Here is a 20,389-nt window from a genome sequence, read left to right on the forward strand (position 1 = left end):
CAAGGCAAAAACAGGCGAGGAAGCGGAGTTTACTGGTGTAAATGAGCATTCCGAGCCTGCTTTTAACGCCGCAGGGCCGACGCGCAGCAGATCGGGCAGGGCTTACTGGCCTTCGCTGCAGCGCACGGCCTGCTTGCGCTGATCGACCAGTACGCCACTAAGGCCCTTCTGCTCCAGGTCAAACAGCACCAGCACGCCGTCTATGCACTGTGCGACCTGGCTGGCGGGTTTGAGCGAGACTTTGTAATCCTCACCCGGGACGGTCTTGAGCATGGTGAACTCGGACAGCAGCAGGGCATCTTCCGGCTTGGCGATATGCAGGTAACCGTAATAGCCGAGCACAGCCACCGTGGCGCAGATGCTGCCGATGCCGGTAAGGATCAGCGGGATGGGGTTTACTTCGCTCATAACAGACTCTCGGAATTTTTCAGTTGGCGGGCTAAGCACAGGCGGCGCAGCTTGCAGCAAACACTCACGCCTGCAAAGGCCCAGATTGCCGCATCATTTACTGCCGCCTGCGCGCACTTCCTCACGGGCCTTGAACGTCGCTTCATAAATACGCTCGGCCAGGCGCGAGAACGGCAGGCTCTGCACCCACACGGTACCAGTACCCTTGAGCGTGGCCAGAAGAATGCCCTCGCCGCCAAACAGCATGCTTTTCAGGCCGCCGGCCAGGGCGATGTCGTAATCAATGCCGCTGGTGAAGGCCACCAGGCAACCGGTGTCCAGGCGCAGGGTCTCGTTGTTCAGCTCCTTGCGAATCACCGTGCCGCCTGCGTGAACAAAGACCAGGCCGTCACCTTCGAGCTTCTGCAGGATAAAGCCCTCGCCTCCGAAGAACCCGGCACCCAGGCGCTTGTTAAAGCTGATGCCGACCGCCGTGCCGTAGGCCGCGCAGAGAAAGGCGTCCTTCTGACAGATCAGCGTACCGCCATGCTCAGCCAGCTGAATCGGCACCACGGTGCCTGGATAAGGTGCGGCAAACGCCACTCGCGCCTGGGTTTTGCCGGCATTGGAGAAGTGCGTCATAAACAGCGACTCGCCGGTAAGCATGCGCTTGCCCATGCCCCACAGCTTGCCCAGCACGCCCGTGGCCGCGCCATCACCCATGCGCGTTTCAAAGCGGATGCCGTCGGTCATGTAATTCATCACCCCGGCTTCGGCGATCACCGTTTCGCCCGGATCGAGAATGATCTCCACGCTCTGCGCAGAGGCGCCAAGGATTTCGTAGTCGAGTTGATGGCTGGGCATGCGCAGCTCCTGTTAATGCAGGAAGAGCAACCCGGATTTCATCCGGGCTACGAATCGTCTATTAAAGGGCTAGGTGCGTCACGAGCGAAGGTTAGGCAAGGCGCGTACGACCTGAAAAAGCGGAGTTTACGACTGTAAATGAGCATTTTTCAGGTCGTGCACAACGCTGCATACCCGAGCGCAGTAGCTCCTAGAGGATATTGGCGTAGTCGGCTTCAATCCGATCAAGACTCAGGTGATTGAGGAAATTGGAGAAGCACATCCAGGCTGACAGCGAATTCAGGTCGCTGAACTGCGGCGGCAGGTACTTGGGCGCGACGACCAGCCCCTCATCCACCAGCTGACGCAGGGTGCGCATGTCTTCCAGGGTGGTTTTGCCGCAGAACAGCAGCGGAATCTGCTCCAGCTTACCTTTGCGCACGGCGAGCTGGATGTAGTTGTAAATCATGATGAAGCCTTTCAGGTAGGACAGGTCCTTGGTGAAAGGCATGCCGGTGGGGGTCGAGCCACGGAACACCCGGTTGGCGTTGCTGTAGCTCTGTTCCTGGCTGAAGCCCTGCTCGCGGTAGAAGTCGAATACCTGCAGGAAATCCGCGCCCTCTTCGGCCATATGAATGGCGCGGGTGCGGTTGGTCAGTTTGCGCAAACGAGTTGGGTAGGAGGCGAAGGTGATCACCTCCATCAGGATCGCCAGGCCTTCCTGGGTCACCGTGGACGAGGGCGGGCCCTTGGCCAGAAAGGTGCAAACCGGCTGGCTCAGACCATTCAGGGTGGTCGCCACATGCACCAGGCCCTCGTGCACTTCCAGGGCTTTTACATCGCGGTCATTGAACATCGCATCGGCGCGAATCTTGATGTAATCAGCGCCGGCAGCGGCGTCGGCAAGAATACCGTCGGACTCGAACACCCGAATGGTGCTCTCCTCCTCGCCAAACACCTTGTTCAGGCGATGTTGCAGCAGGTTGACCGCTTCTTTGGCGGTCAGGGTCTTGGCTTCGTCCTTGAGGTCGCCACGCTTGTCGATGTTATTCAGGAAGTCGGAAAACATCAGGCCCAGGTCGGCCAGGGTCGGGTCACCAGCATGGAAGGCATCGGAGGCCGCGCCGTAGAGCTCCTGGCTGATCAGGCCAAAGTCCTCGGTGCCGCGCGCTTCGAGCATGCGAATGACCATGCGATACTCGCGGCACATGCGCCGCATGATCTTGCCCACCGGGTTGAACTGGCCGAGCTGGCGGGTGATATCGCGCTCGATATTCTGGAATTCCAGCTTCTTCGCCGACGCATCAAAGGGCAGCGGCCGGTTGGCGTAGTAGGCACGGTCAACGGCGGGCAGCTTCTTGCCTTTATGCTTGAGAAACTCATTGCGAATCGAGTCATCCCACTTCACCGCATCCAGCACGCGTATCGGCGTTTGCGCGTCGACCAGACGGTCGGACAGCGCGCGCACGATCAACTGATAATCGTCCAACCCGGTATGACTGTTCATGCTTTCCTCACCACAACCTGCTAGTCACCCGCCCGCTGATAACGCGCGACTTCAATAAATACATCCGAATTGGCCTGATCGTCGAGGTAGCTGAACACCTGCTCCAGCGGGCTGCTGATCAGCACGCCATCGCCTTCTGCGCCGTCAATCACTTCGCCCTGCAATGAGCCCTGCTCCAGCTCGTGGAGAATACGGTCGACATCCAGGTTGTAGATCACCAGTTCATTGCTGGTGGTCAGCTCGAACCCGGCGATGGCGAAGTTCGCCCCCAGGCTTTTCGGCAAGCCCGCCGAGAGGTACCAACGGCGGCCATGGTGGGCCACGGTAAAGCCGTATTCCTCAACGCTATCGAGGTTATCCAGACTATCGACATAGGAACGCGCCTTGTAGACGTTGGAACCGGCACGGGTGATCTGCAAATACAGCTGCTCGCCCCACTCGTTCTTGCGCGACCACTCGCCAAGCAGGGGAATCGGGGCTGCTTCATTGGCGGGAATCGGGTCCTTAAAGGTCACCAGACAGCCACCAAGCAACAGGAAGGACACGGCAAGCAGCGCGCGCCAGGCTTTCATTCAGCTCTCCTTGTGAACGGATTGACCGGGTTACAAGCCCAGTACCAGATGCATATAGCGTTTAAGCATGGCCAACATATCTTCACTGTCCAGATGATCGACACCATCGAGCAGGCCCTGATACTCCATGCGCACAATAATCGCCGTCAAGAGCTTGGCATCCTGCTCCGCCTGCTGTGAACCCAGCACCTCGAAGAAGTGTGTCACGCCCTGCAGCAGAATCTGCCGGTGAGCGCGCAGCAGCCCGTGCAGACGCGGGTTGAGCAAAGCTTCCTGCTGAAAGGCCTGCTCGGCCAGCAGGTGTTCACGACGGGTCAGCAACTGCTGGCGCACGTACTCCACCGCTAACCGGGCAATCTCATTGGCCAGACGCCGGCGCGCCTCGGCGCTGCCATCCAGGCGGCTGACCTGATCACGCAGCAAGCCTTCGGTACTGCTCCAGAACTGGCCCATATGAGCCGCGCTGCGCTCGACGAACTGAGCGAAGGTATCGGTGATCAGGTCGTTGATGTCTTTGAAGTAATAGGTAGTCGCCGACAGCGGCACTTCGGCCTCGGCGGCCACAGCGCGGTGCCGAACAGCGCGCACGCCTTCGCGCACGATAATGCGCATGGCGGCATCGAGAATGGCCTGACGGCGCTGTTCACTGCCCTGGCGGCTGGCTTTGCGTCCCTGATACTGCACGCTCTCAGCGACGGCGTTGGCCACCAGGGTGGCGCTTTCTTGGGCGGGCTTGGCTGTCACAGCAAGACAATCCTCTGTCGTTTATTCAAGATTACTAATGACTTAGTCAGTAAATCTCAAAAATAATCCATCTGCAGACAATAAAAAGCCAGGTAATAAAAAGCCGCCCGGAGGCGGCTTATCAGCATCAGGCTTGCGGGCGCATATGCGGGAACAGGATCACGTCGCGAATCGACGGTGAGTTGGTCAGCAACATCACCAGGCGGTCGATGCCAATGCCCTCACCCGCGGTCGGCGGCATGCCGTATTCCAGGGCGCGGACAAAGTCGGCGTCATAGTGCATGGCTTCGTCGTCGCCGGCGTCCTTGTCGGCCACCTGCTGCATAAAGCGCGCAGCCTGGTCTTCGGCGTCGTTGAGCTCGGAGTAGGCATTGGCGATCTCGCGGCCACCGATAAACAGCTCGAAGCGGTCGGTAACGCTCGGATCATCATCACTACGACGGGCCAGCGGCGAGACTTCGAACGGGTAGCGAGTAATGAAGTGCGGCTGCTCCAGCTTGTGCTCGACCAGCTCTTCGAAAATCATCACCTGCAGTTTGCCCAGGCCTTCGAAGCCGAGCACCTTGGCGCCGGCCTTCTTGGCGATGGCACGGGCCTTGTCGAGGTCAGTCAGGTCGTCAGCGGTCAGCTCAGGGTTGTACTTGAGGATCGAGTCGAACACCGACAGGCGCACAAACGGCTCGCCGAAGTGGAACACCTTGTCGCCGTACGGCACGTCGGTGGTGCCGAGCACCAGCTGGGCCAACTCGCGGAACAGCTCCTCGGTCAGGTCCATGTTGTCTTCGTAGTCGGCGTAAGCCTGGTAGAACTCCAACATGGTGAATTCAGGGTTATGACGAGTCGAGACACCTTCGTTACGGAAGTTGCGGTTGATCTCGAACACCTTCTCAAAGCCACCGACCACCAGACGCTTGAGGTACAGCTCCGGGGCGATACGCAGGAACATCTGCATATCCAGGGCGTTGTGGTGAGTCTCGAACGGTTTGGCCGCTGCGCCGCCGGGAATGGTCTGCAGCATCGGCGTTTCCACTTCGAGGAAGTCACGCTTCATCAGAAAGCTGCGGATATGCGCGATAACCTGCGAACGCACGCGGAAGGTCTGGCGCACGTCTTCGTTGACGATCAGGTCAACGTAGCGCTGACGGTAACGCTGTTCGGTGTCGCTCAAACCATGGTGCTTATCCGGCAGCGGGCGCAGCGACTTGGTCAGCAGGCGCACGTCGGTCATTTCCACGTACAGGTCGCCCTTGCCGGAACGGGCCAGGGTGCCAACGGCGGAGATGATGTCGCCCATGTCCCAGGTTTTCACCGCGGCCAGGGTTTCTTCAGACAGGGTCTTGCGGTTGACGTAGACCTGGATGCGCCCGGTCATGTCCTGAATCACCATGAACGAGCCACGGTTGAGCATGATGCGCCCGGCAACCTTGACCGGAATGGCAGCCTCGGCCAGCTCTTCCTTGGTCTTCTCGGCGTACTGTTTCTGCAGGTCGGCGCAGTAGTTGTCACGGCGAAAATCGTTAGGGAAGGCGTTGCCCTGCTCACGGATGGCGGCAAGCTTTTCCTTGCGCTGGGCAACCAGCTTGTTTTCTTCCTGTTGCTGGTCTTCGTGGGAGAGGGCTTGCTGGTCGAGTTGTTGGTCGCTCATGGTCGTTCGTCTGTCCTGTAAATCGTTGGCGGATGGTTGGGTCGCGCATGCGCGCGCCCAACCTGCCTAAAACCATCATTCGGCGGTTAGAGCCCCTGCTTAAGGCTCGCCACCAGGTATTCGTCGATGTCGCCGTCGAGCACCTTGTCGCAGTCGCTACGCTCGATGTTGGTGCGCAGATCCTTGATCCGCGAGGCATCGAGCACGTAGGAGCGAATCTGGTGGCCCCAGCCGATATCCGACTTGCTGTCTTCCAGCACCTGCGAGGCGGCGTTGCGCTTCTGCACTTCCTGCTCGTACAAACGCGCACGCAACATCTTCATCGCGGTGTCTTTGTTGGCGTGCTGCGAACGTTCGTTCTGGCAGCTGACCACGGTGTTGGTCGGCACGTGAGTAATACGCACCGCCGAATCGGTGGTGTTTACGTGCTGACCACCGGCACCGGATGAACGATAGGTGTCGATACGCAGGTCCGCCGGGTTGATCTCGATTTCGATGTTGTCATCGATTTCCGGCGAGACGAACACTGCGGTAAACGAGGTGTGGCGACGGTTGCCGGAGTCGAACGGGCTTTTGCGCACTAAGCGGTGCACGCCGATCTCGGTACGCAGCCAGCCAAAGGCGTACTCGCCCTTGATATGCAGGGTCGCACCCTTGATCCCGGCAACTTCACCGGCGGACAGCTCCATGATGGTGGCGTCAAAACCGCGCTTGTCGGCCCAGCGCAGGTACATGCGCAGCAGCATATTGGCCCAGTCCTGGGCTTCAGTACCGCCGGAGCCGGCCTGGATGTCCAGATAGGCGTTGTTCGGGTCCATCTCGCCGCTGAACATACGGCGGAATTCGAGCTTTTCGAGGATCTCGCGCAGGCGCTCGATCTCGGCGGCAACGTCATTCACCGCGCCTTCGTCGTTTTCTTCGACGGCCATATCGAGCAGGTCGCGCGAATCGGCCAGGCTGCCGTGCAGGTCATCCAGGGTATCGACGATCAGCGCCAGCGAGGCGCGCTCGCGACCCAGGTTCTGCGCGTATTCGGGGTTGTTCCAGACGTTCGGGTCTTCGAGTTCGCGGTTTACTTCGACGAGACGATCATGTTTGTGATCGTAGTCAAAGATACCCCCGAATAGTCAGGGTGCGCTCGGACAGGTCCTTGATGCTATTAAGGATCGGGTTGATTTCCATGGCTGGCAGCACTCGTAGGTCAAACTTTCGGAAAAGCCGGCGAGTATACCCCAGTCGAATCAGCCCTTGCAGCCCGCAATTGGCGCTGGCGCACAACAGTGCAGACCAACGGCGCACTATACTCAAACGCATCTGTAAACCAGCTGCCCGCCCACAGGAGCCGTCGTGCCATGAGTTCATCGCACAGCCTGCGTAGTCGTTTCGCCATTTTGATTGCCCTTCTTGTCGCCAGCCTGAGCTGGTTGCTCGGCACCCTGATTGGCCACGATGCCAGCCAGCGCATCCGCGAGGAGGTTGGCCGCGACCTCGCCGAAGTCTCCTTTATGATGGTCGACCGCCTGGACCGCGACATGCAGAGCCGCGCGGCCATGCTGCAAGTGATCGGCAAGCTGCGTGCGCTCAGCCAGCCGGACGATATCGTCGAAATCCGCGTGCTGCTCGACCGCCTGCAAACCGAATTCCCCAGCATCGCCTGGATCGGCTTTACCGACGCTAAAGGCACGGTACTGGCCTCCAGTGATGGCGTGCTGGAAGGAGCCAGCATCGCCCAGCGCCCGGTGTACCTGGAAGCGCAAAAGAACGTGTTTATCGGCGACGTGCATGAGGCCGTACTGCTGGCCAAGCTGCTGCCCAACCCGACTGGCGAGGCGATGAAGTTCGTCGATATCAGCCTGCCGGTATTTGCCGCGGATGGCAGCCTGGTGGGCGTGCTGGCGTCGCACCTGTCCTGGTCATGGGCCGATGAAGTACGCCTGGCCATCCTCGAACCGATCCAGAAACGCCGTAATGTCGAGTTCTTCGTGATCGGCCAGGACCGCACCGTGCTGCTCGCCCCCAAAGAAATGATCGGCCAGCGCCTGCACCTGCCCGCCCTCAACCAGCTTGCCGAGCAAAACGACCTTTGGGCCGTGCAGGAATGGCCGGACGGCAAGCAGTACCTGACGGGGCTGGCGCTGAGCCAGGGCCATATGGACTACAAGGGCCTGGGCTGGACGGTGATCGCCCGCCAGCCACTGGATGAAGCCTACGCCCCTGCACGCGAGACAACGCGCTATATCCTGCTGTGGGGTAGCGGCCTGGCAGTATTGTTCGCGCTGCTTGGCTGGCTGGTGACTGGCTACTTCACCCGCCCCTTGCGGCAGATCGCCGAAGCGGCGGACCGCCTTAGCGCCGGGGAAATCAGCGTTATTCCCGAGCTGAAAAGCACCCGCGAGATCGAGATTCTCAGCCATTCGATTCGCCACCTGGTGGAAAGCCTGACCCACCAGCAAAACGCCCTGGGCGCCATGGAAAATCTCGCCCACCACGACGCCCTCACCGGCCTGCCGAACCGCGTCGCCCTGGAAAGCTACCTGCCGCGCGCGCAGCAACGCAGCCAGGCCAACAGCAATTGCCTGGCGTTGTTTTATCTGGATCTGGACGGTTTCAAGCCGATCAACGACCAGTTCGGCCATGCCGCAGGCGATCAGCTGCTGCGCGAGGTGGCAGTACGCCTGCGCAGCTGCCTACGCGAAGGCGATCTGGTCGCGCGCCTGGGCGGTGATGAATTTCTGATGGTGCTGCAAGTGCCGAGTGGCGAAGCCCTGCCGCAAGCCCAACTAGTGGCCGAGCGCACTCTTGCGGCGCTGAGTGCGCCGGTTGATCTGGGCAACAATCAGGTCAAGGTCGGCTGCAGCATCGGCGGCGCGCTCTGGCCGCTGGACAGCAGCAACCTGGCCGAAGCACTGGAACTGGCCGACCAGGCCCTGTACCGGGCGAAACATGCCGGCAAGAACTGCGCGGTGTTCCACACGGCCTACAAACACTGAGGCTTATTTAGCCCGCAGACGCAGCAACTGGTCCGCCATCTCGGCCGCGTGCCGCTCGACCACCAGCGGCACCAGGTTGTCGTTGTAGCCGACCAGACGCGAGTAGATAAACTTCCAGCGCGTCTGCGCCCGTTGCAAACGCTGTTGCTGCTCGCCGGTCAACTCAGTCGCCAGGGTGGCGAGTTCGGCATCAACCTGCTTGGCTAGCACATCGATATCCTGATTCAGGTAATGCTGCTGTTGCTCGGGCAGAGTCTCGATATCACCAACATAAGCCCGCGCGGTGTAGCGCGCCGCCAGGTATTGCACCTTGGCCGGCAGGCTCTGCAAACGCATATCCGCCGCTGACAATGGCTGCGCCAGGCCTTTGAGCAGTTGCTGCTCAAGTGCCTCCAGGGCCGCCACCAACTCACGCAGGGCTTTGCTGTACTGGAAGTTGAACTCCCACGGCAGGTCCGGCTCGCTGGGGTTGTAGGCCAGGGTCTGCTCGACCAGCGCGGTAAAGGCTGCCAGCGGTGGCTGCAACTGCTCCATCGCCAAGCGCGCTGAATCGGTCAGCGGCTGCGCCTGCAAGGTCGCCATGCTTTCACGCAACTTGCCCAGGTCAGCCTGCACCTTGGCCGCCAATTCGGCATGTCCGCCTTCACCACGGTGGATAAACAGATCAGTACTGGCGCGAAACACCTGTACCTGCGCCAGCTGCACTTGAGTCAGCGCCACATCAGGCGCGGACTGCGCGATCGCGCTGAAAAAAACCAGCGCCAGACTCAGCAGGCAATTCGTGTAGGTGCGGCGCATCGGGCGTCCATCCATAGCGAGGAAAGGCGCCGATTATAGGCAGGCCGCCGGCTAGCGGCCAGAACCCTTGGCAGATGGCCGCTACGCGCTATTAGCCCGCCACCAGCTCCTGACGCACCTGGGCCTCAAGCTCGGCCTTTAGCGCCGGATCCAGCTTGAGCTGACGGGCCAACTCTTCCAGGTAGGCACGCTCCATAAAGTGCTCTTCATCGACCATCAGCACACTGGCTATATACATTTCTGCGGCCATTTCCGGCGTGCTGGCCGCGCGGGCGATTTCGGCGGGGTCCAACGGCTTGTTCAATTCGGCCTGCAGCCAATGCTGCAATTCGGCGTCACTGGTGAGTTTGACCAACTCGCCCTCGATCAACTGCCGCTCGCGGGCATCGACATGACCATCGGCTTTGGCCGCACCCACCAGTGCCTTGAGAATGGCCTGACTGTGAATCTCGGCCTGCGGTGCTGGCAAGCGATCCAGGGTTTGTGGCTCGCCCTGCGGCGCATTGGCCTGCTGCGCCTGCCAGTTGTTGTAGGCCTTGTAGGCAACCACGCCAAGCGCGGCCAGGCCGCCATAGGTCAGCGCCTTGCCGCCCATCTTGCGCGCACTCTTGTTGCCCAGCAGCATGCCCAGCGCACCGGCTGCCAGCGCGCCACCACCCGCCCCTTTGAGCAGAGTGCCGAGATCACCGCCCTGACCACCTTTACCGGCGCCGTCGAGCAAACCGCCCAGAGCGCCGCCTAGGCCACCGGCCGAGCCACCAGCGGAACTGCCGGCGGATTTCTGCTGCATCAGGTCCTGGCCGGATTTCAACAACTGATCAAGCAAGCCACGGGTAATCATCAAGCGCTCTCCCTAAAAATGGTTGTGCAAGCACACAGACTGATTCTAGAGACGGAGGTTTCTCGCCACCTAACGCCAGAGTGCTTCGAAAGATTGCCAACGGGCGTGAACGCCAGGAAAACCGGCTATTCGTCGGTTATCCGACTACAAATATGTCAAATAGTGGTCACCATCACATTCTGCTGATAGTCGATCTATATTTGACGCCGATAGGATGGCGCTACAAAAAATTGCCGGGAGCAATTTTTGACGTCGCACAGCGACGGCCCGTAGGGTGCCCGCCAAGGATGGCGGGCACACAAACCTCGCAACGGCAAAAGGCTATCAAGAGCCGACGCCGGAGACTTCGCGCCATGCACCCACGCGCCAATCGCCCCGCTCACCGCTTGCTGCGCAGCCTGCTTGCCAGTTGCTGGCTATTCAGCCCGGTGCTGGTGGCCGATGCGACGACCACACAGCATAGCGCCCTGGCTACGGCTCTCAGCGATACGCGCTTGGCCAGTTGGCTCAACCTGCTCGACAACTCCGCTGGCGACGACGAGCGCGCGCAGTTGGAGCGGGTCAACCACTTCATCAACCGTTCAGTGAGTTTTGTCAGTGACCAGCAGGCTTGGGGAGCTGACGATTACTGGGCAACGCCGGCGCAAACACTCAGCCTGGGCAAAGGTGACTGCGAAGATTTCGCCATCGCCAAATACTTCAGCCTGGTGCGCATGGGTGTACCGAGCGAGAAACTGCGCCTGACTTTCGTCAAGGCGCTCAAGCAGAACCAGGCGCATATGGTGCTGGCCTATTACCCCAGCGCCAGCGAGCAACCGCTGATTCTCGACAACCTCGATCCGCGCATCCGCCCGGCCAGTGAGCGTGGCGATCTGCTGCCGGTGTATTCCTTCAATAACCACGGCGTGTTCCTGGCCAAGTCGCCGCAGCGCGTCAGCCAGCCTCCGCAGTTTCTCGCCCGCTGGAATGAGCTGAGCGAACGGGCCCTGACCGACGGCTCAGCCGCCCCGTCACCGCAGAGCTAGTCAATCAGCGCGGGCTGATATGGGCGATCAGCAACTGCACGCTTTCCTGCCCACGGTACTCATTGACGTCCAGCTTGTAGGCCAACTCGACCCAGCGCACGGTTGGATTCGGCCAGATCTCGCGGTCCACACCAAAGGCGATGCCATCGAGCTGCACGCTGCCGCATTCGCTTTTCAGCACCACTTTAAGGTGCCTCTCGCCGACCACGCGCTGCTGCACCAGCTGAAATACGCCATGAAACAGCGGTTCCGGGAAGTGCTGACCCCAGGGCCCGGCATTGCGCAGTTCCTTGGCCAAGGGCAGGTGGAACTCTTCGATAGACAAGGCGCCATCAGACAGCAAACGACCGGTCAGATCGTCCTCACACAGCTGGCGGCGCACCTCAGCGTCGAAGGCGGCGGCAAAGGCGCCGAAATTCGCCTGCGGCAGTGATAATCCAGCGGCCATTGCGTGGCCACCGAACTTGCTGATCAGCTGCGGGTGTTTGGCGGCCACCGCATCCAGCGCATCGCGGATATGAAAGCCCGGTACCGAACGCGCCGAGCCTTTCAGCACGCCATCGCCGGCATCGGCGAAGGCGATGGTCGGACGGTGATAACGCTCTTTCATCCGCGAGGCGAGGATACCGATCACCCCCTGGTGCCAATCCGCCTCAAACAGGCATAGACCAAAGGGCATGTCCTCCAGCGGCAGGTCCTTGAGCTGGGCCAAGGCCTCGCGCTGCATACCCTGCTCGATGGCCTTGCGGTCCTGATTGAGCTGATCCAGCTGCACGGCCATATCGCGGGCCAGGGCTTCGTCTTCACAAAGCAGGCATTCGATGCCCAGCGCCATATCATCCAGCCGCCCGGCTGCATTCAGGCGTGGGCCGAGGATAAAACCCAGGTCGGTGGAGGTAATACGCCGATGATCACGCCCCGCCACCTCGAGAATCGCGCGCAAGCCCGGCCGCGCCCGCCCGGCGCGAATCCGCGCCAGGCCCTGATGCACCAGGATGCGGTTATTGGCATCCAGAGGCACCACGTCAGCCACGCTACCCAGGGCCACCAGATCAAGCAGCTCACCGAGATTTGGCTCCGGACGCTGCGCAGTAAACCAGCCCATTTCACGCAAGCGCGCACGCAGGGCCAGCAGCACATAGAACATCACCCCGACGCCGGCCAGCGCCTTGCTGGGGAAGTCACAGCCAGGCTGATTGGGATTGACGATAGCATCCGCCGCCGGCAACTCGGCCCCCGGCAAGTGGTGATCGGTCACCAGCACGGTCAGCCCCGCTGCCTTGGCCGCCGCGACGCCCTCGACGCTGGAGATACCGTTATCCACGGTGATCAACAATTGCGGCTCACGCTCAAGCGCCACCGCGACGATTTCCGGAGTCAGGCCGTAGCCGTATTCGAAACGATTGGGCACCAGATAATCGACATGCGCCGCGCCAAGCATGCGCAAACCGAGTACCCCGACCGTGCTGGCAGTGGCGCCATCGGCATCGAAATCGCCGACGATCAGCATCCGCTGACCTTGCTGCAAACCCTGCACCAGCAGCTCGACCGCCGCATCCATGCCTTTGAGCTGCTGATAGGGAATTAACCGCGCCAGGCCCTTGTCCAGCTCGGCAGCGGATTGCACGCCGCGAGCAGCATAAAGACGGGTCAACAACGGCGGCAGAGCGCCCAGATCAGGCAAGGTTTCAGGCAGCGGGCGGGATTCGATACGCATCAGGATTCCGGTACAAACGGAGCGGGACGTCCGCTCCTATTTTTATTAGGGAGACGCAAAGAACCTGTTTTCGATCTCGCGAGCTAGAGTCATGCAAGGCAAAAACAGGCGAGGAAGCGGAGTTTACTGGCTGTAAATGAGCATTCCGAGCCTGTTTTTAACGCAGCAGGGCCGACGCGCAGCAGATCGCAAATAGGTTCTTAGCGCTCGCCGGCCAACCACTCAATGGGCAGCTCATGCTGGCCACGCTCGTCGGTGACGAACAGCTCACCGTCACTGATCATCACGCTCCAGTTCAGCGAACGCGGCATGTCCAGCGCCAGCTTGGCCAGGGCTTCCTGGTCGAGGGCGACGACGTTGATATTTTTCAGGCTGCGCACCGGATCAAGCGCTTTGGTTTGCCACACGCGCAGGTTGCCATAGGCCACCAGGCTGAATTTTTCGGTACGCCGCGAACACCAGGTGATGCGGTCGCTGTCCGGCTGACCGACTTCGATCCAGTGCAGCACGCGGTCGTCCAGGCTCTTCTCCCACAACGCAGGCTCATCAACATCCGACAGACCGCGACCGAACGCCAGGTGCTCGTGATAGAACAAGGCATAGGCAACCAGGCGCGCAGCCAGGCGTTCTTCGGTTTCCGAAGGATGCTTGGCCACGGTAAAACGCAGGTTTTCATAGACGCTACGGTCCATGTCGGTGAGGTTCAATTCGATTTTGTAGGTGGTAGACGGCAGGGCCATGGACGGGGCTTCTTGACTGGTCGAATAAGCCGGCAAGTCTACCGCAAAGGCTGCCCCATCACGAACCGGAACGCTCAGCGGCCGTAGCGCGTCCAAAGCTTGTCGAACTCACTGCGGTAACTGGCGACCAGCACTGCGTGGTCGGTCACCAGCAAGTTTTCCTCATTGCTGGTGGTGGCGCTGCGGGTCCAGTTAAAGCTGCCGTTGAGCAACAGATTGCCGTCGAATAACGCAAACTTGTGGTGCATGTGATACGGGCTGTCGTCGATGCGCAGCGGCACGCCCTGGGCGATCAAATGCTGGATATCACTGCCCTCGTCGAACTGCTTTTCATTGTCACTGATTACCCGCACGGCAATGCCGCGGCGATGGCAGGCGATAATTTCTTCGCTAAGGCGGTCATCGGAGATGGTGTACACGCAGATATCCAGCGATGTACGCACCTGCCGACAAAGTTCGCGAATCTTGCGCAAACAATCATCGCCGGGGCTGAAGTGCGCGTTGGCCAAAGCCGGACGCGGTGGACTGCTGCTGGCATCGAGGGTCTTGACCACCTGCTCCAGCCATTTCAGCGCTGGCTCGCTATTGTTCAAATCGGCCTGCACCAACTCACGCACCAGGGCAAAGGCGCGGTTACGCAAGTAGCGCACCTGATCCTGGCCCAGGTCACTGCCCAGCTGGCGCAGCTCATCACGCTCCTCATTGCTCAGACGCAGATCAACCAGGCTGTCACGCAGCTGCTGATCGAGACGATTGAAATCCATTTAACCTCCTTGTCGTGCGCGCGGCGTGTAGCGCCAGGCCGCATAGAGCCCACCGCAGAGCGCGCCGGCCAGATGATATTCAAATGACACGCCTTGCTGCGGCAGCAGGCCAAAAACCCAGCCGCCGTGCAGAAAAAACACCAGTACCGCCAGCAGCAGATCGAGCCAGCTACGACGAAACCAGGCCCGCGCCAGTAACAATGCCCACAGCCCGAACAACCAGCCGCTGGCACCGACATGGATACCCTCGCGACCGAACAGCCAGACCAACAGCCCGCTGCCGAGGATGATAAACAGGCTGGCCTGGATAAAGTCGCGGCGCGATTCGAGCAGGGCCAGCAGCCCCAGTACCAGCAGACCGCTGAGGTTGCTCAGCAAATGCATCCAGCCACCATGCAGCCAAGGCGCAAACAGCACGCCCGGCAATGACTCAAGCCGCCGCGGTATCACCCCCCAGATATTCAGGCTGTAACCACTCAGGCTGTTGCCCAGCTGCAGCACCAGCATCAGTGCGGCGATGCCCAGCAACAGCTGCACGCGTGGCAACAGCCCGGCCTTCATGGCGTTTCGCTTTCGCTGTCGCCACCCAGGCGCTGCTCGTGGCCCAGTTGCTCGCCCAGATCACGCAACTGGGTGGAGATTTCCAGCATACGGTTGTGGGTACGCAGGTCGATATCGATCTTCTTGTCCATCGCGTGGATCAACGGCAGAAAGCTGTTCTGCAGGCTGTCTGCCAGGCTCTCCAGGACTTTCTGCACTGCGGGTTGTGGCGGCGTGATCACCTCTACCTGCGGGCGCAGCTTGCCCAGATTATCCAACCCGGCGAGCAGCTCGGCCCAAGGAATCATCGGCGCGGCGGCTTGCTCGCCCGGTGCCAGCTTGGCCAGGCCACGCACCCCCTCGACCAGATCATTGAGCTGGGCCACCACCCGGCCACCGACATCCGTATCGCTGCCGCCCATGGCCTTGTTGCGCATAAAGTCGCGTTTGATCTGCGCCCAGCGCTCGGCCTGCACGTCGGTCATATTGCCGCGCAACTCGGCGAGCTTGAGCAGGTTTTCCTCGGCGCCTGTGGTGAGCAACTGGGATTCGCCCTGGTAGTGATCGGCGATCAGTTGCAGCACCTCGGTATCGTTCATCACCGAGCTGATCTTCTCCGCCATCTTGTTCATATTGCGGTAGCTGCCCTGCAACTTGAACGGTGGTTCGGTGCGGTATTGATCGGCCTGGGCGGCACTGGCGATGTACTGCTGGTTGACCCGGCCGACCACGTCGCGCACCTGCATCAGACGCTGCAGGGTGGTGACGATTTCGTTGACCTCGGCACCGCTGTAGCTGTGGCTCAGCTCGTTACTGGAGAACGGCTTGCCCTCGGCCTTGGCGACGAAGCGATAGACATCGGCCATATCGCGGGTGGCCAGCGGTGCCAGCACCGGGTTGGAGGTCAGGCCGTTCTCGATATAGGACAGTGCGAAGGCTTCCTGCATGCCGCCCAGGGTGTCGCCGAGGTTATAGATATCGGCGCGGTTGGCCAGCATATCCGGGATCTTGAATACGTCACCGGACTCGGTATAGGGGTTACCCGACATGATCACGCAGAACTTGCGCCCACGCATATCGTAGGTCCGCGTGCGGCCCTTCCACACACCTTCGATACGTCGAGTCCCATCGCACAGCGAGATGAATTTCTGCAGGAACTCCGGGTGGGTGTGCTGGATATCGTCGAGATAGAGCATCACGTTGTTGCCCATCTCCAGCGCCAGGTTGAGCTTTTCCAGCTCCTGACGTGAAGTAGCATCCGGCGCCTGGGCTGGATCCAAGGAGCGCACTTCGTGACCCAGCGCCGGGCCGTTGATCTTCATAAAGATCAGCCCCAGGCGGTGAGCGACGTACTCCATCAACGTGGTTTTGCCGTATCCCGGCGGCGAAATCAGCATCAGCAGGCCGGAGAGGTCCGAGCGACGGTTCTCCCCGGCGGTACCCATCTGCTTGGCCAGGTTGTCGCCGATCACGCCGAGATAGACATCGTTGATCAGCTTGTTGCGCACGAAGGAGCTAAGCGGCTTGGGCTTGAACTCATTGAGGCGCAGCGCCTCGCGCTCGCGCGCCACCACTTCCTGGCGCAGTGCCTGGTAGCGCTGCAAGCCGGGCAAAAACTGCTCGCGATGCACGCGCAGGCGGGCGAAGAAATCGTCCACCGCCAGCACCAGTTGCCGTTCGCTGATGCGCGGGTGTTCGCCCATCAACTCCTTGGCGGTAAAGCGCAGGTCCACCTCGGTGATGCGCTTGGGCAAGTCCTCGGCGAGCAGCGTCAGGGCCACGGCTTCGGGCACGTAGGCACTGAGCGCGGCGAATTCCTCTGCCGCGCAAAGGCCGCGCAGCCAGTTTTCCACCAGAGCCCACTGCGCCGCTGGGCGCTCCTGCAGTTGTGTCAGGGTCTGCTGATAAACATCCCACATATGCGCCGCCTGCAGGCGCGCCTGCAGGCCAGCCAGCAGCTCGCGAGCGTATTTGCTGAAGACGAATTCGATACGCTCGGCGGCCAGTTCCTGCACCAGGTATTCCGCCGCCTCGGCCAGCGTCGCCAGACTTAGATTCATGCCCTGCTGGGCGATATAGCCGGCCATGGTCTCGACGACTTCCGCCTGTAACTGCAATAGGCTGTCGCGTTGGCCGAACAACTGCTGGATATGCCGGGCGCTGCGCGCACGCTGCGGCCACTGTTTGGCATCGTCGCGACGCTGCGCCTGGCCCCAGAAAAAGCTGGCGAAACCACGGGGCAAGGCGCCGTAACTGAGCAGGCTGGCGCTGTCGCGCAGCGGCAGCAACTGGGCGAGGATCAGCGCCGCATCGTGGTCGTGGATGCCCTTCTCGTAGCCTTCCTTGTAGCGCGGCGCGGCGAAGTCGCGAATGCTCTTGATCAGCGCTTCCGGCTGCGCCAGCTGCTGTTTGAGCAGATCCAGGCTAAGGCCATCGCGCCCCGCATCGGCCGCCGCCAGCACTTCGCCGGCCAGGTATTCGGCGCGGTACAGCGTGGCGGACTCGGACTCCAGGGACACCTGCCAGTAATCGCGCAGCGCTTCCAACTCATCGTTACGCAGCGGCTCGAGGAATTCGGTGCCGGTCAGGTGCAGGTAGAGCTGATCGCCACGCGGCATCAGGGTCAGGTCCAGCTCCTGGGTGTTGACGCTAAAGCGGTGGCGCGGGCCAAGCTTGATGACGTTGCCGCCCTCCTCGAACAGCTCGCTCTTGTCACGCAGGCTACGCACAGCTTGGTCGCGGGCAGCCTTGAGACGCGACTCGACATCCTCGGCCTTGACGCTGTCCTTCAGCTCGCGCAAGCGCTCGGCCAGTTCGCGCAGCTTGAGAATCAGCGGATCGGCAGCGAAGAAGGCGTTCAGCTCATCCGGCTGGGTCAGGCGCGCGGTGCGCCGACCGAGGCTTTCCAGAATCCGCCGCGCGGCATCTAGCAGGCCCTGGGCCTTGCGCTGACGCTCGTCGAGCAGCGCCTGCTTGTGCGCCTCGAAGGTTTCCAGCAGCTCTTCGCGCTTGGCCAGGATATCGCCGAGGAACTGTTCCTGATCGCCGAACTGGCTTTCCAGCTCTTCCAGCTGCACCAGCAGACGCGACAGCTGTTCGTCGCAGCGCTCCGGGTCCTGGGCCATGGCCAGGGCGTTGGTGATGCCCTGGCTGAACAGTTTGAACTGGGCGCCGAACTGCGCCACCGTCTCCGCCGAGCCCAGCCCCTTGCGCCGCTGCTCGGCACGGGCCTTGGCCTGGTTAAGACGGGCATAGACTTCGGAAATCGACTCGACGATCGTGGTGCGCTGGGTGGCATCGTCGATCGGCAGCGAGGCCATCAGGCTGGACAACATATCCAGGTTGCCAGCCATGGCCTGCAACGCCACCAGCGGTTCGTTGAGTTGGTTGACGCTCTCGGCCTTCTGCGCCTGGGCGTCGAGCTGGGCCAGCTGCAGCACATAGGGCTCCAGCGCTGCCTTGCTGGCCAGAAACCCCGAGGTGGCGGCCGCGACCTGCTCCTGGGCGGCGAGCAGATCGGTTTCCATGGCGTCGATGCGCGCCACGTCGATATAGCGGTAGTCGCGGATGGTCAGCAGTTGGCCGCGCAGGGCATTGATGCCATTGAGCGCGTCGACGAAGTGCTGCACCTCATCCCAGCTATCGATCAGCAGGCCGGAGAGCAGCGCCTGCTGGCGGGTTTCCGCTTCAGCCATGGCGCGCGCCGATTGCTGGCGAATGCTCTCGACCTTCTCGAACTCATCGAGCACCAGTTCGCCGGTGGCGGCGATCTCGCGCAGCAGCGGCGCCATGCCCTGGCACTGGGCATCGCCCAGCCAGTGGTAGACGTCGAACAGACGGCGAGTGTTCTGACACAGCTGGGTGTAGCGCTGCACCGAGACTTCCGGGGTTTCGATCTCGCGACTAAGGCCCAGCAGGTCGGAGACACCGCGCACCAGCTCGGCATTGCCGATGCGCCCGAAGAAACCGCTGCGCACCGGTTGGCGAGCGGCGAAATCATCACTGCAAAATGGCGTCTGCCAGATTTGCATCGGATGGATACGGGTCGGCTCCGTGCCTTCGGCGGCGAAGATCACCATGCGTCCGTCTTCCAGGCGCGCATAGCCGTGGCCGAAGATCGGGTTGTGCAGCTGGCGGTTGATCATGTTGTAGGTGAACAGCGCCGAACGGCCTTCTTCCGGGTGGTAGAAGATGTACTGCACGTCCTCGCCATTGGGCGAACGCACCGCGCGCTTGAAGCGCATACCGGCCATGGGCTGTTCGAAAGCCTTGGACTCGCCGTTCTGCAGGTAGTAGCCACCAGGGAAGATGATGCCGTGGTCTTCCGGCAGCTGAACGCAGGCCAGGCCGATGGCGTCGATGCGTTCGACCTTGCGCGTCAGGCTGTTGAATACCAGGTAGCGCCACTGCTCTTCGCGGTACGGTAGGACTTTCAGCAGGATCAGGCTGCCGAGTTTGGCGTACTCGATCTGCGCATCGTCCAGCGACTGGGTCTTATCCAACACTTCTTCGCGATAGATACCCAGGCCGTCTTCGGTGTTGTTCTCGACCTTGACCGTGAGGTCGCCGCCGATGGTCTCGACGAAGATGGTGTCGAGGATATTCATATGCGGATGGCGACCGTTGACCACCATCTCGCGAGAAGTCTTTTGCCATTCGAAATCGAACGGCGCCGGCAGCGCTATATCGCGCTCACCGCGGTTGTCGATATAGCGAACTTCTTTGCCGTCGACTGAGATCGACCAGCGGAACACCCGGATATCGCTGACCCGCTCACCGATCTGGAAGCTGGCCAGCAGCTTGCCGTCGCGTACCAGCAGTTGCAGCAGGCGGGTGTTCTTGTAATAGGTGTAGAGCTCGTTGAAGTCGTTAACGAAGCTGCTCTGGCCGAGAAAGCTGTCGGCCAGCGCCACGCTCTCGGCTTCATAGCCTTCGTCCTGCTCGCTCAGGCGATACAGGGAAAACACGTCCTCGACGCGGGTTTCCTTTTTCAGACCGAGGAACACGTTGTAGCCGAACAGCAGATTCTCGCCGACCTGAACGATATCGCGCGCCGTGCAATTGTTCTCGGTGCGGATGCGTACCCGCCCGACCACTTCCATCTGGCTGCTGCCGAACTCCTGCAAGCGCTGAGCGTTCAACGCCTCGGTGGTCTGGCGCAGGCGCAGGCCTTGCTCCTGCAGGCGCTTGTGCAGCACCTCGTAGGCACCGCCTTCGGCGACGGCCTTGTCCAATACATCCTGTGGTTGGGCTACGGCTGGAGCATCCGACATCGT

General features: G+C 61.1%; 16 protein-coding genes. 2 read left to right on the top strand and 14 right to left on the bottom strand.

Going from position 1 to position 20,389, the window contains the following annotated elements; all coding sequences use genetic code 11:
* Window positions 1-102: 102 nt before the first annotated feature.
* The 7 genes from ACQ4LH_RS09505 to prfB all read right to left on the bottom strand — a co-directional run bounded on the left by ACQ4LH_RS09505 (window position 103) and on the right by prfB (window position 6,880).
* The gene (locus tag ACQ4LH_RS09505) at window positions 103-408 is read right to left on the bottom strand and encodes a hypothetical protein (RefSeq protein WP_090387930.1); all 306 of its coding nucleotides are present in this window, start codon (window positions 406-408) and stop codon (window positions 103-105) included.
* 93 nt (window positions 409-501) lie between these two features.
* Entirely contained in the window at window positions 502-1,251 is a 750-nt protein-coding gene (locus ACQ4LH_RS09510; RefSeq protein ID WP_430696944.1) for a TIGR00266 family protein, read from the bottom strand.
* A 190-nt stretch (window positions 1,252-1,441) separates the two neighbouring features.
* Window positions 1,442-2,737 (bottom strand): flavohemoglobin expression-modulating QEGLA motif protein, encoded by a 1,296-nt coding sequence (locus ACQ4LH_RS09515; protein WP_430696945.1) that lies wholly within the window; start codon window positions 2,735-2,737, stop codon window positions 1,442-1,444.
* A gap of 20 nt (window positions 2,738-2,757) precedes the next feature.
* A complete protein-coding gene (locus ACQ4LH_RS09520; RefSeq protein ID WP_430696946.1) occupies window positions 2,758-3,309 on the bottom strand; it encodes a hypothetical protein in 552 nt (183 codons plus the stop codon).
* A gap of 30 nt (window positions 3,310-3,339) precedes the next feature.
* Window positions 3,340-4,053, bottom strand: a complete 714-nt coding sequence (locus ACQ4LH_RS09525) for a TetR/AcrR family transcriptional regulator (protein WP_430696947.1) — start codon at window positions 4,051-4,053, stop codon at window positions 3,340-3,342.
* Between the two features lie 127 nt (window positions 4,054-4,180).
* A complete protein-coding gene (gene lysS, locus ACQ4LH_RS09530; protein ID WP_430696948.1) occupies window positions 4,181-5,698 on the bottom strand; it encodes a lysine--tRNA ligase in 1,518 nt (505 codons plus the stop codon).
* Window positions 5,699-5,784: 86 nt separating this feature from the next.
* Window positions 5,785-6,880 (bottom strand): peptide chain release factor 2 gene (prfB, locus tag ACQ4LH_RS09535; protein ID WP_430696949.1). Its coding sequence is split into 2 segments (ribosomal slippage): window positions 5,785-6,807 and window positions 6,809-6,880, totalling 1,095 coding nucleotides; the frame shifts between segments, so codons are not numbered across the junction.
* Window positions 6,881-7,050: 170 nt separating this feature from the next.
* On the opposite strand from prfB, the gene ACQ4LH_RS09540 reads away from it, so the two are divergent.
* Window positions 7,051-8,688 (top strand): diguanylate cyclase domain-containing protein, encoded by a 1,638-nt coding sequence (locus ACQ4LH_RS09540; protein WP_430696950.1) that lies wholly within the window; start codon window positions 7,051-7,053, stop codon window positions 8,686-8,688.
* Between the two features lie 3 nt (window positions 8,689-8,691).
* On the opposite strand, the gene ACQ4LH_RS09545 is transcribed toward ACQ4LH_RS09540, so the two are convergent.
* Both ACQ4LH_RS09545 and ACQ4LH_RS09550 read right to left on the bottom strand, forming a co-directional pair.
* The gene (locus ACQ4LH_RS09545; RefSeq protein WP_430696951.1) at window positions 8,692-9,486 is read right to left on the bottom strand and encodes a hypothetical protein; all 795 of its coding nucleotides are present in this window, start codon (window positions 9,484-9,486) and stop codon (window positions 8,692-8,694) included.
* Window positions 9,487-9,577: 91 nt separating this feature from the next.
* Complete coding sequence (locus tag ACQ4LH_RS09550; protein ID WP_430697036.1) at window positions 9,578-10,327, bottom strand: tellurite resistance TerB family protein; 750 nt, start codon at window positions 10,325-10,327, stop codon at window positions 9,578-9,580.
* 353 nt (window positions 10,328-10,680) lie between these two features.
* Between ACQ4LH_RS09550 and ACQ4LH_RS09555 the strand changes: the two genes are divergently transcribed.
* Complete coding sequence (locus tag ACQ4LH_RS09555) at window positions 10,681-11,352, top strand: transglutaminase-like cysteine peptidase (protein ID WP_430696952.1); 672 nt, start codon at window positions 10,681-10,683, stop codon at window positions 11,350-11,352.
* A gap of 4 nt (window positions 11,353-11,356) precedes the next feature.
* Here ACQ4LH_RS09555 and recJ read toward each other — a convergent pair whose 3' ends face one another.
* From recJ to ACQ4LH_RS09580, 5 genes are all read right to left on the bottom strand, one after another.
* Entirely contained in the window at window positions 11,357-13,069 is a 1,713-nt protein-coding gene (recJ, locus tag ACQ4LH_RS09560; RefSeq protein ID WP_430696953.1) for a single-stranded-DNA-specific exonuclease RecJ, read from the bottom strand.
* Window positions 13,070-13,269: 200 nt separating this feature from the next.
* Entirely contained in the window at window positions 13,270-13,809 is a 540-nt protein-coding gene (locus tag ACQ4LH_RS09565; protein WP_305590772.1) for a YaeQ family protein, read from the bottom strand.
* 74 nt (window positions 13,810-13,883) lie between these two features.
* Window positions 13,884-14,573, bottom strand: coding sequence for a phospholipase D-like domain-containing protein (locus ACQ4LH_RS09570; protein ID WP_430696954.1), 690 nt, complete (start codon window positions 14,571-14,573; stop codon window positions 13,884-13,886).
* Window positions 14,574-15,134 carry a rhomboid family intramembrane serine protease gene (locus ACQ4LH_RS09575; protein WP_430696955.1) on the bottom strand — a complete coding sequence of 187 codons (561 nt, stop codon included), beginning with the start codon at window positions 15,132-15,134 and terminating at the stop codon, window positions 14,574-14,576. It abuts the gene before it with no gap.
* Window positions 15,131-20,386 (bottom strand): DNA repair ATPase, encoded by a 5,256-nt coding sequence (locus ACQ4LH_RS09580; RefSeq protein WP_430696956.1) that lies wholly within the window; start codon window positions 20,384-20,386, stop codon window positions 15,131-15,133. Before ACQ4LH_RS09580 ends, ACQ4LH_RS09575 begins: the two co-directional genes overlap by 4 nt.
* Window positions 20,387-20,389 lie beyond the last annotated feature (3 nt).

The organism is Pseudomonas peli (assembly GCF_050563605.1).
Lineage (GTDB): Bacteria > Pseudomonadota > Gammaproteobacteria > Pseudomonadales > Pseudomonadaceae > Aquipseudomonas > Aquipseudomonas peli_A.

Coding starts and splice junctions, on each gene's coding strand:
- ACQ4LH_RS09505 (WP_090387930.1), bottom strand. CDS start 408: ATGAGCGAAGTAAACCCCATCCCGCTGATCCTTACCGGCATCGGCAGC.
- ACQ4LH_RS09510 (WP_430696944.1), bottom strand. CDS start 1,251: ATGCCCAGCCATCAACTCGACTACGAAATCCTTGGCGCCTCTGCGCAG.
- ACQ4LH_RS09515 (WP_430696945.1), bottom strand. CDS start 2,737: ATGAACAGTCATACCGGGTTGGACGATTATCAGTTGATCGTGCGCGCG.
- ACQ4LH_RS09520 (WP_430696946.1), bottom strand. CDS start 3,309: ATGAAAGCCTGGCGCGCGCTGCTTGCCGTGTCCTTCCTGTTGCTTGGT.
- lysS (WP_430696948.1), bottom strand. CDS start 5,698: ATGAGCGACCAACAACTCGACCAGCAAGCCCTCTCCCACGAAGACCAG.
- ACQ4LH_RS09540 (WP_430696950.1), top strand. CDS start 7,051: ATGAGTTCATCGCACAGCCTGCGTAGTCGTTTCGCCATTTTGATTGCC.
- ACQ4LH_RS09545 (WP_430696951.1), bottom strand. CDS start 9,486: ATGCGCCGCACCTACACGAATTGCCTGCTGAGTCTGGCGCTGGTTTTT.
- ACQ4LH_RS09550 (WP_430697036.1), bottom strand. CDS start 10,327: ATGATTACCCGTGGCTTGCTTGATCAGTTGTTGAAATCCGGCCAGGAC.
- ACQ4LH_RS09555 (WP_430696952.1), top strand. CDS start 10,681: ATGCACCCACGCGCCAATCGCCCCGCTCACCGCTTGCTGCGCAGCCTG.
- recJ (WP_430696953.1), bottom strand. CDS start 13,069: ATGCGTATCGAATCCCGCCCGCTGCCTGAAACCTTGCCTGATCTGGGC.
- ACQ4LH_RS09565 (WP_305590772.1), bottom strand. CDS start 13,809: ATGGCCCTGCCGTCTACCACCTACAAAATCGAATTGAACCTCACCGAC.
- ACQ4LH_RS09570 (WP_430696954.1), bottom strand. CDS start 14,573: ATGGATTTCAATCGTCTCGATCAGCAGCTGCGTGACAGCCTGGTTGAT.
- ACQ4LH_RS09575 (WP_430696955.1), bottom strand. CDS start 15,134: ATGAAGGCCGGGCTGTTGCCACGCGTGCAGCTGTTGCTGGGCATCGCC.
- ACQ4LH_RS09580 (WP_430696956.1), bottom strand. CDS start 20,386: ATGTCGGATGCTCCAGCCGTAGCCCAACCACAGGATGTATTGGACAAG.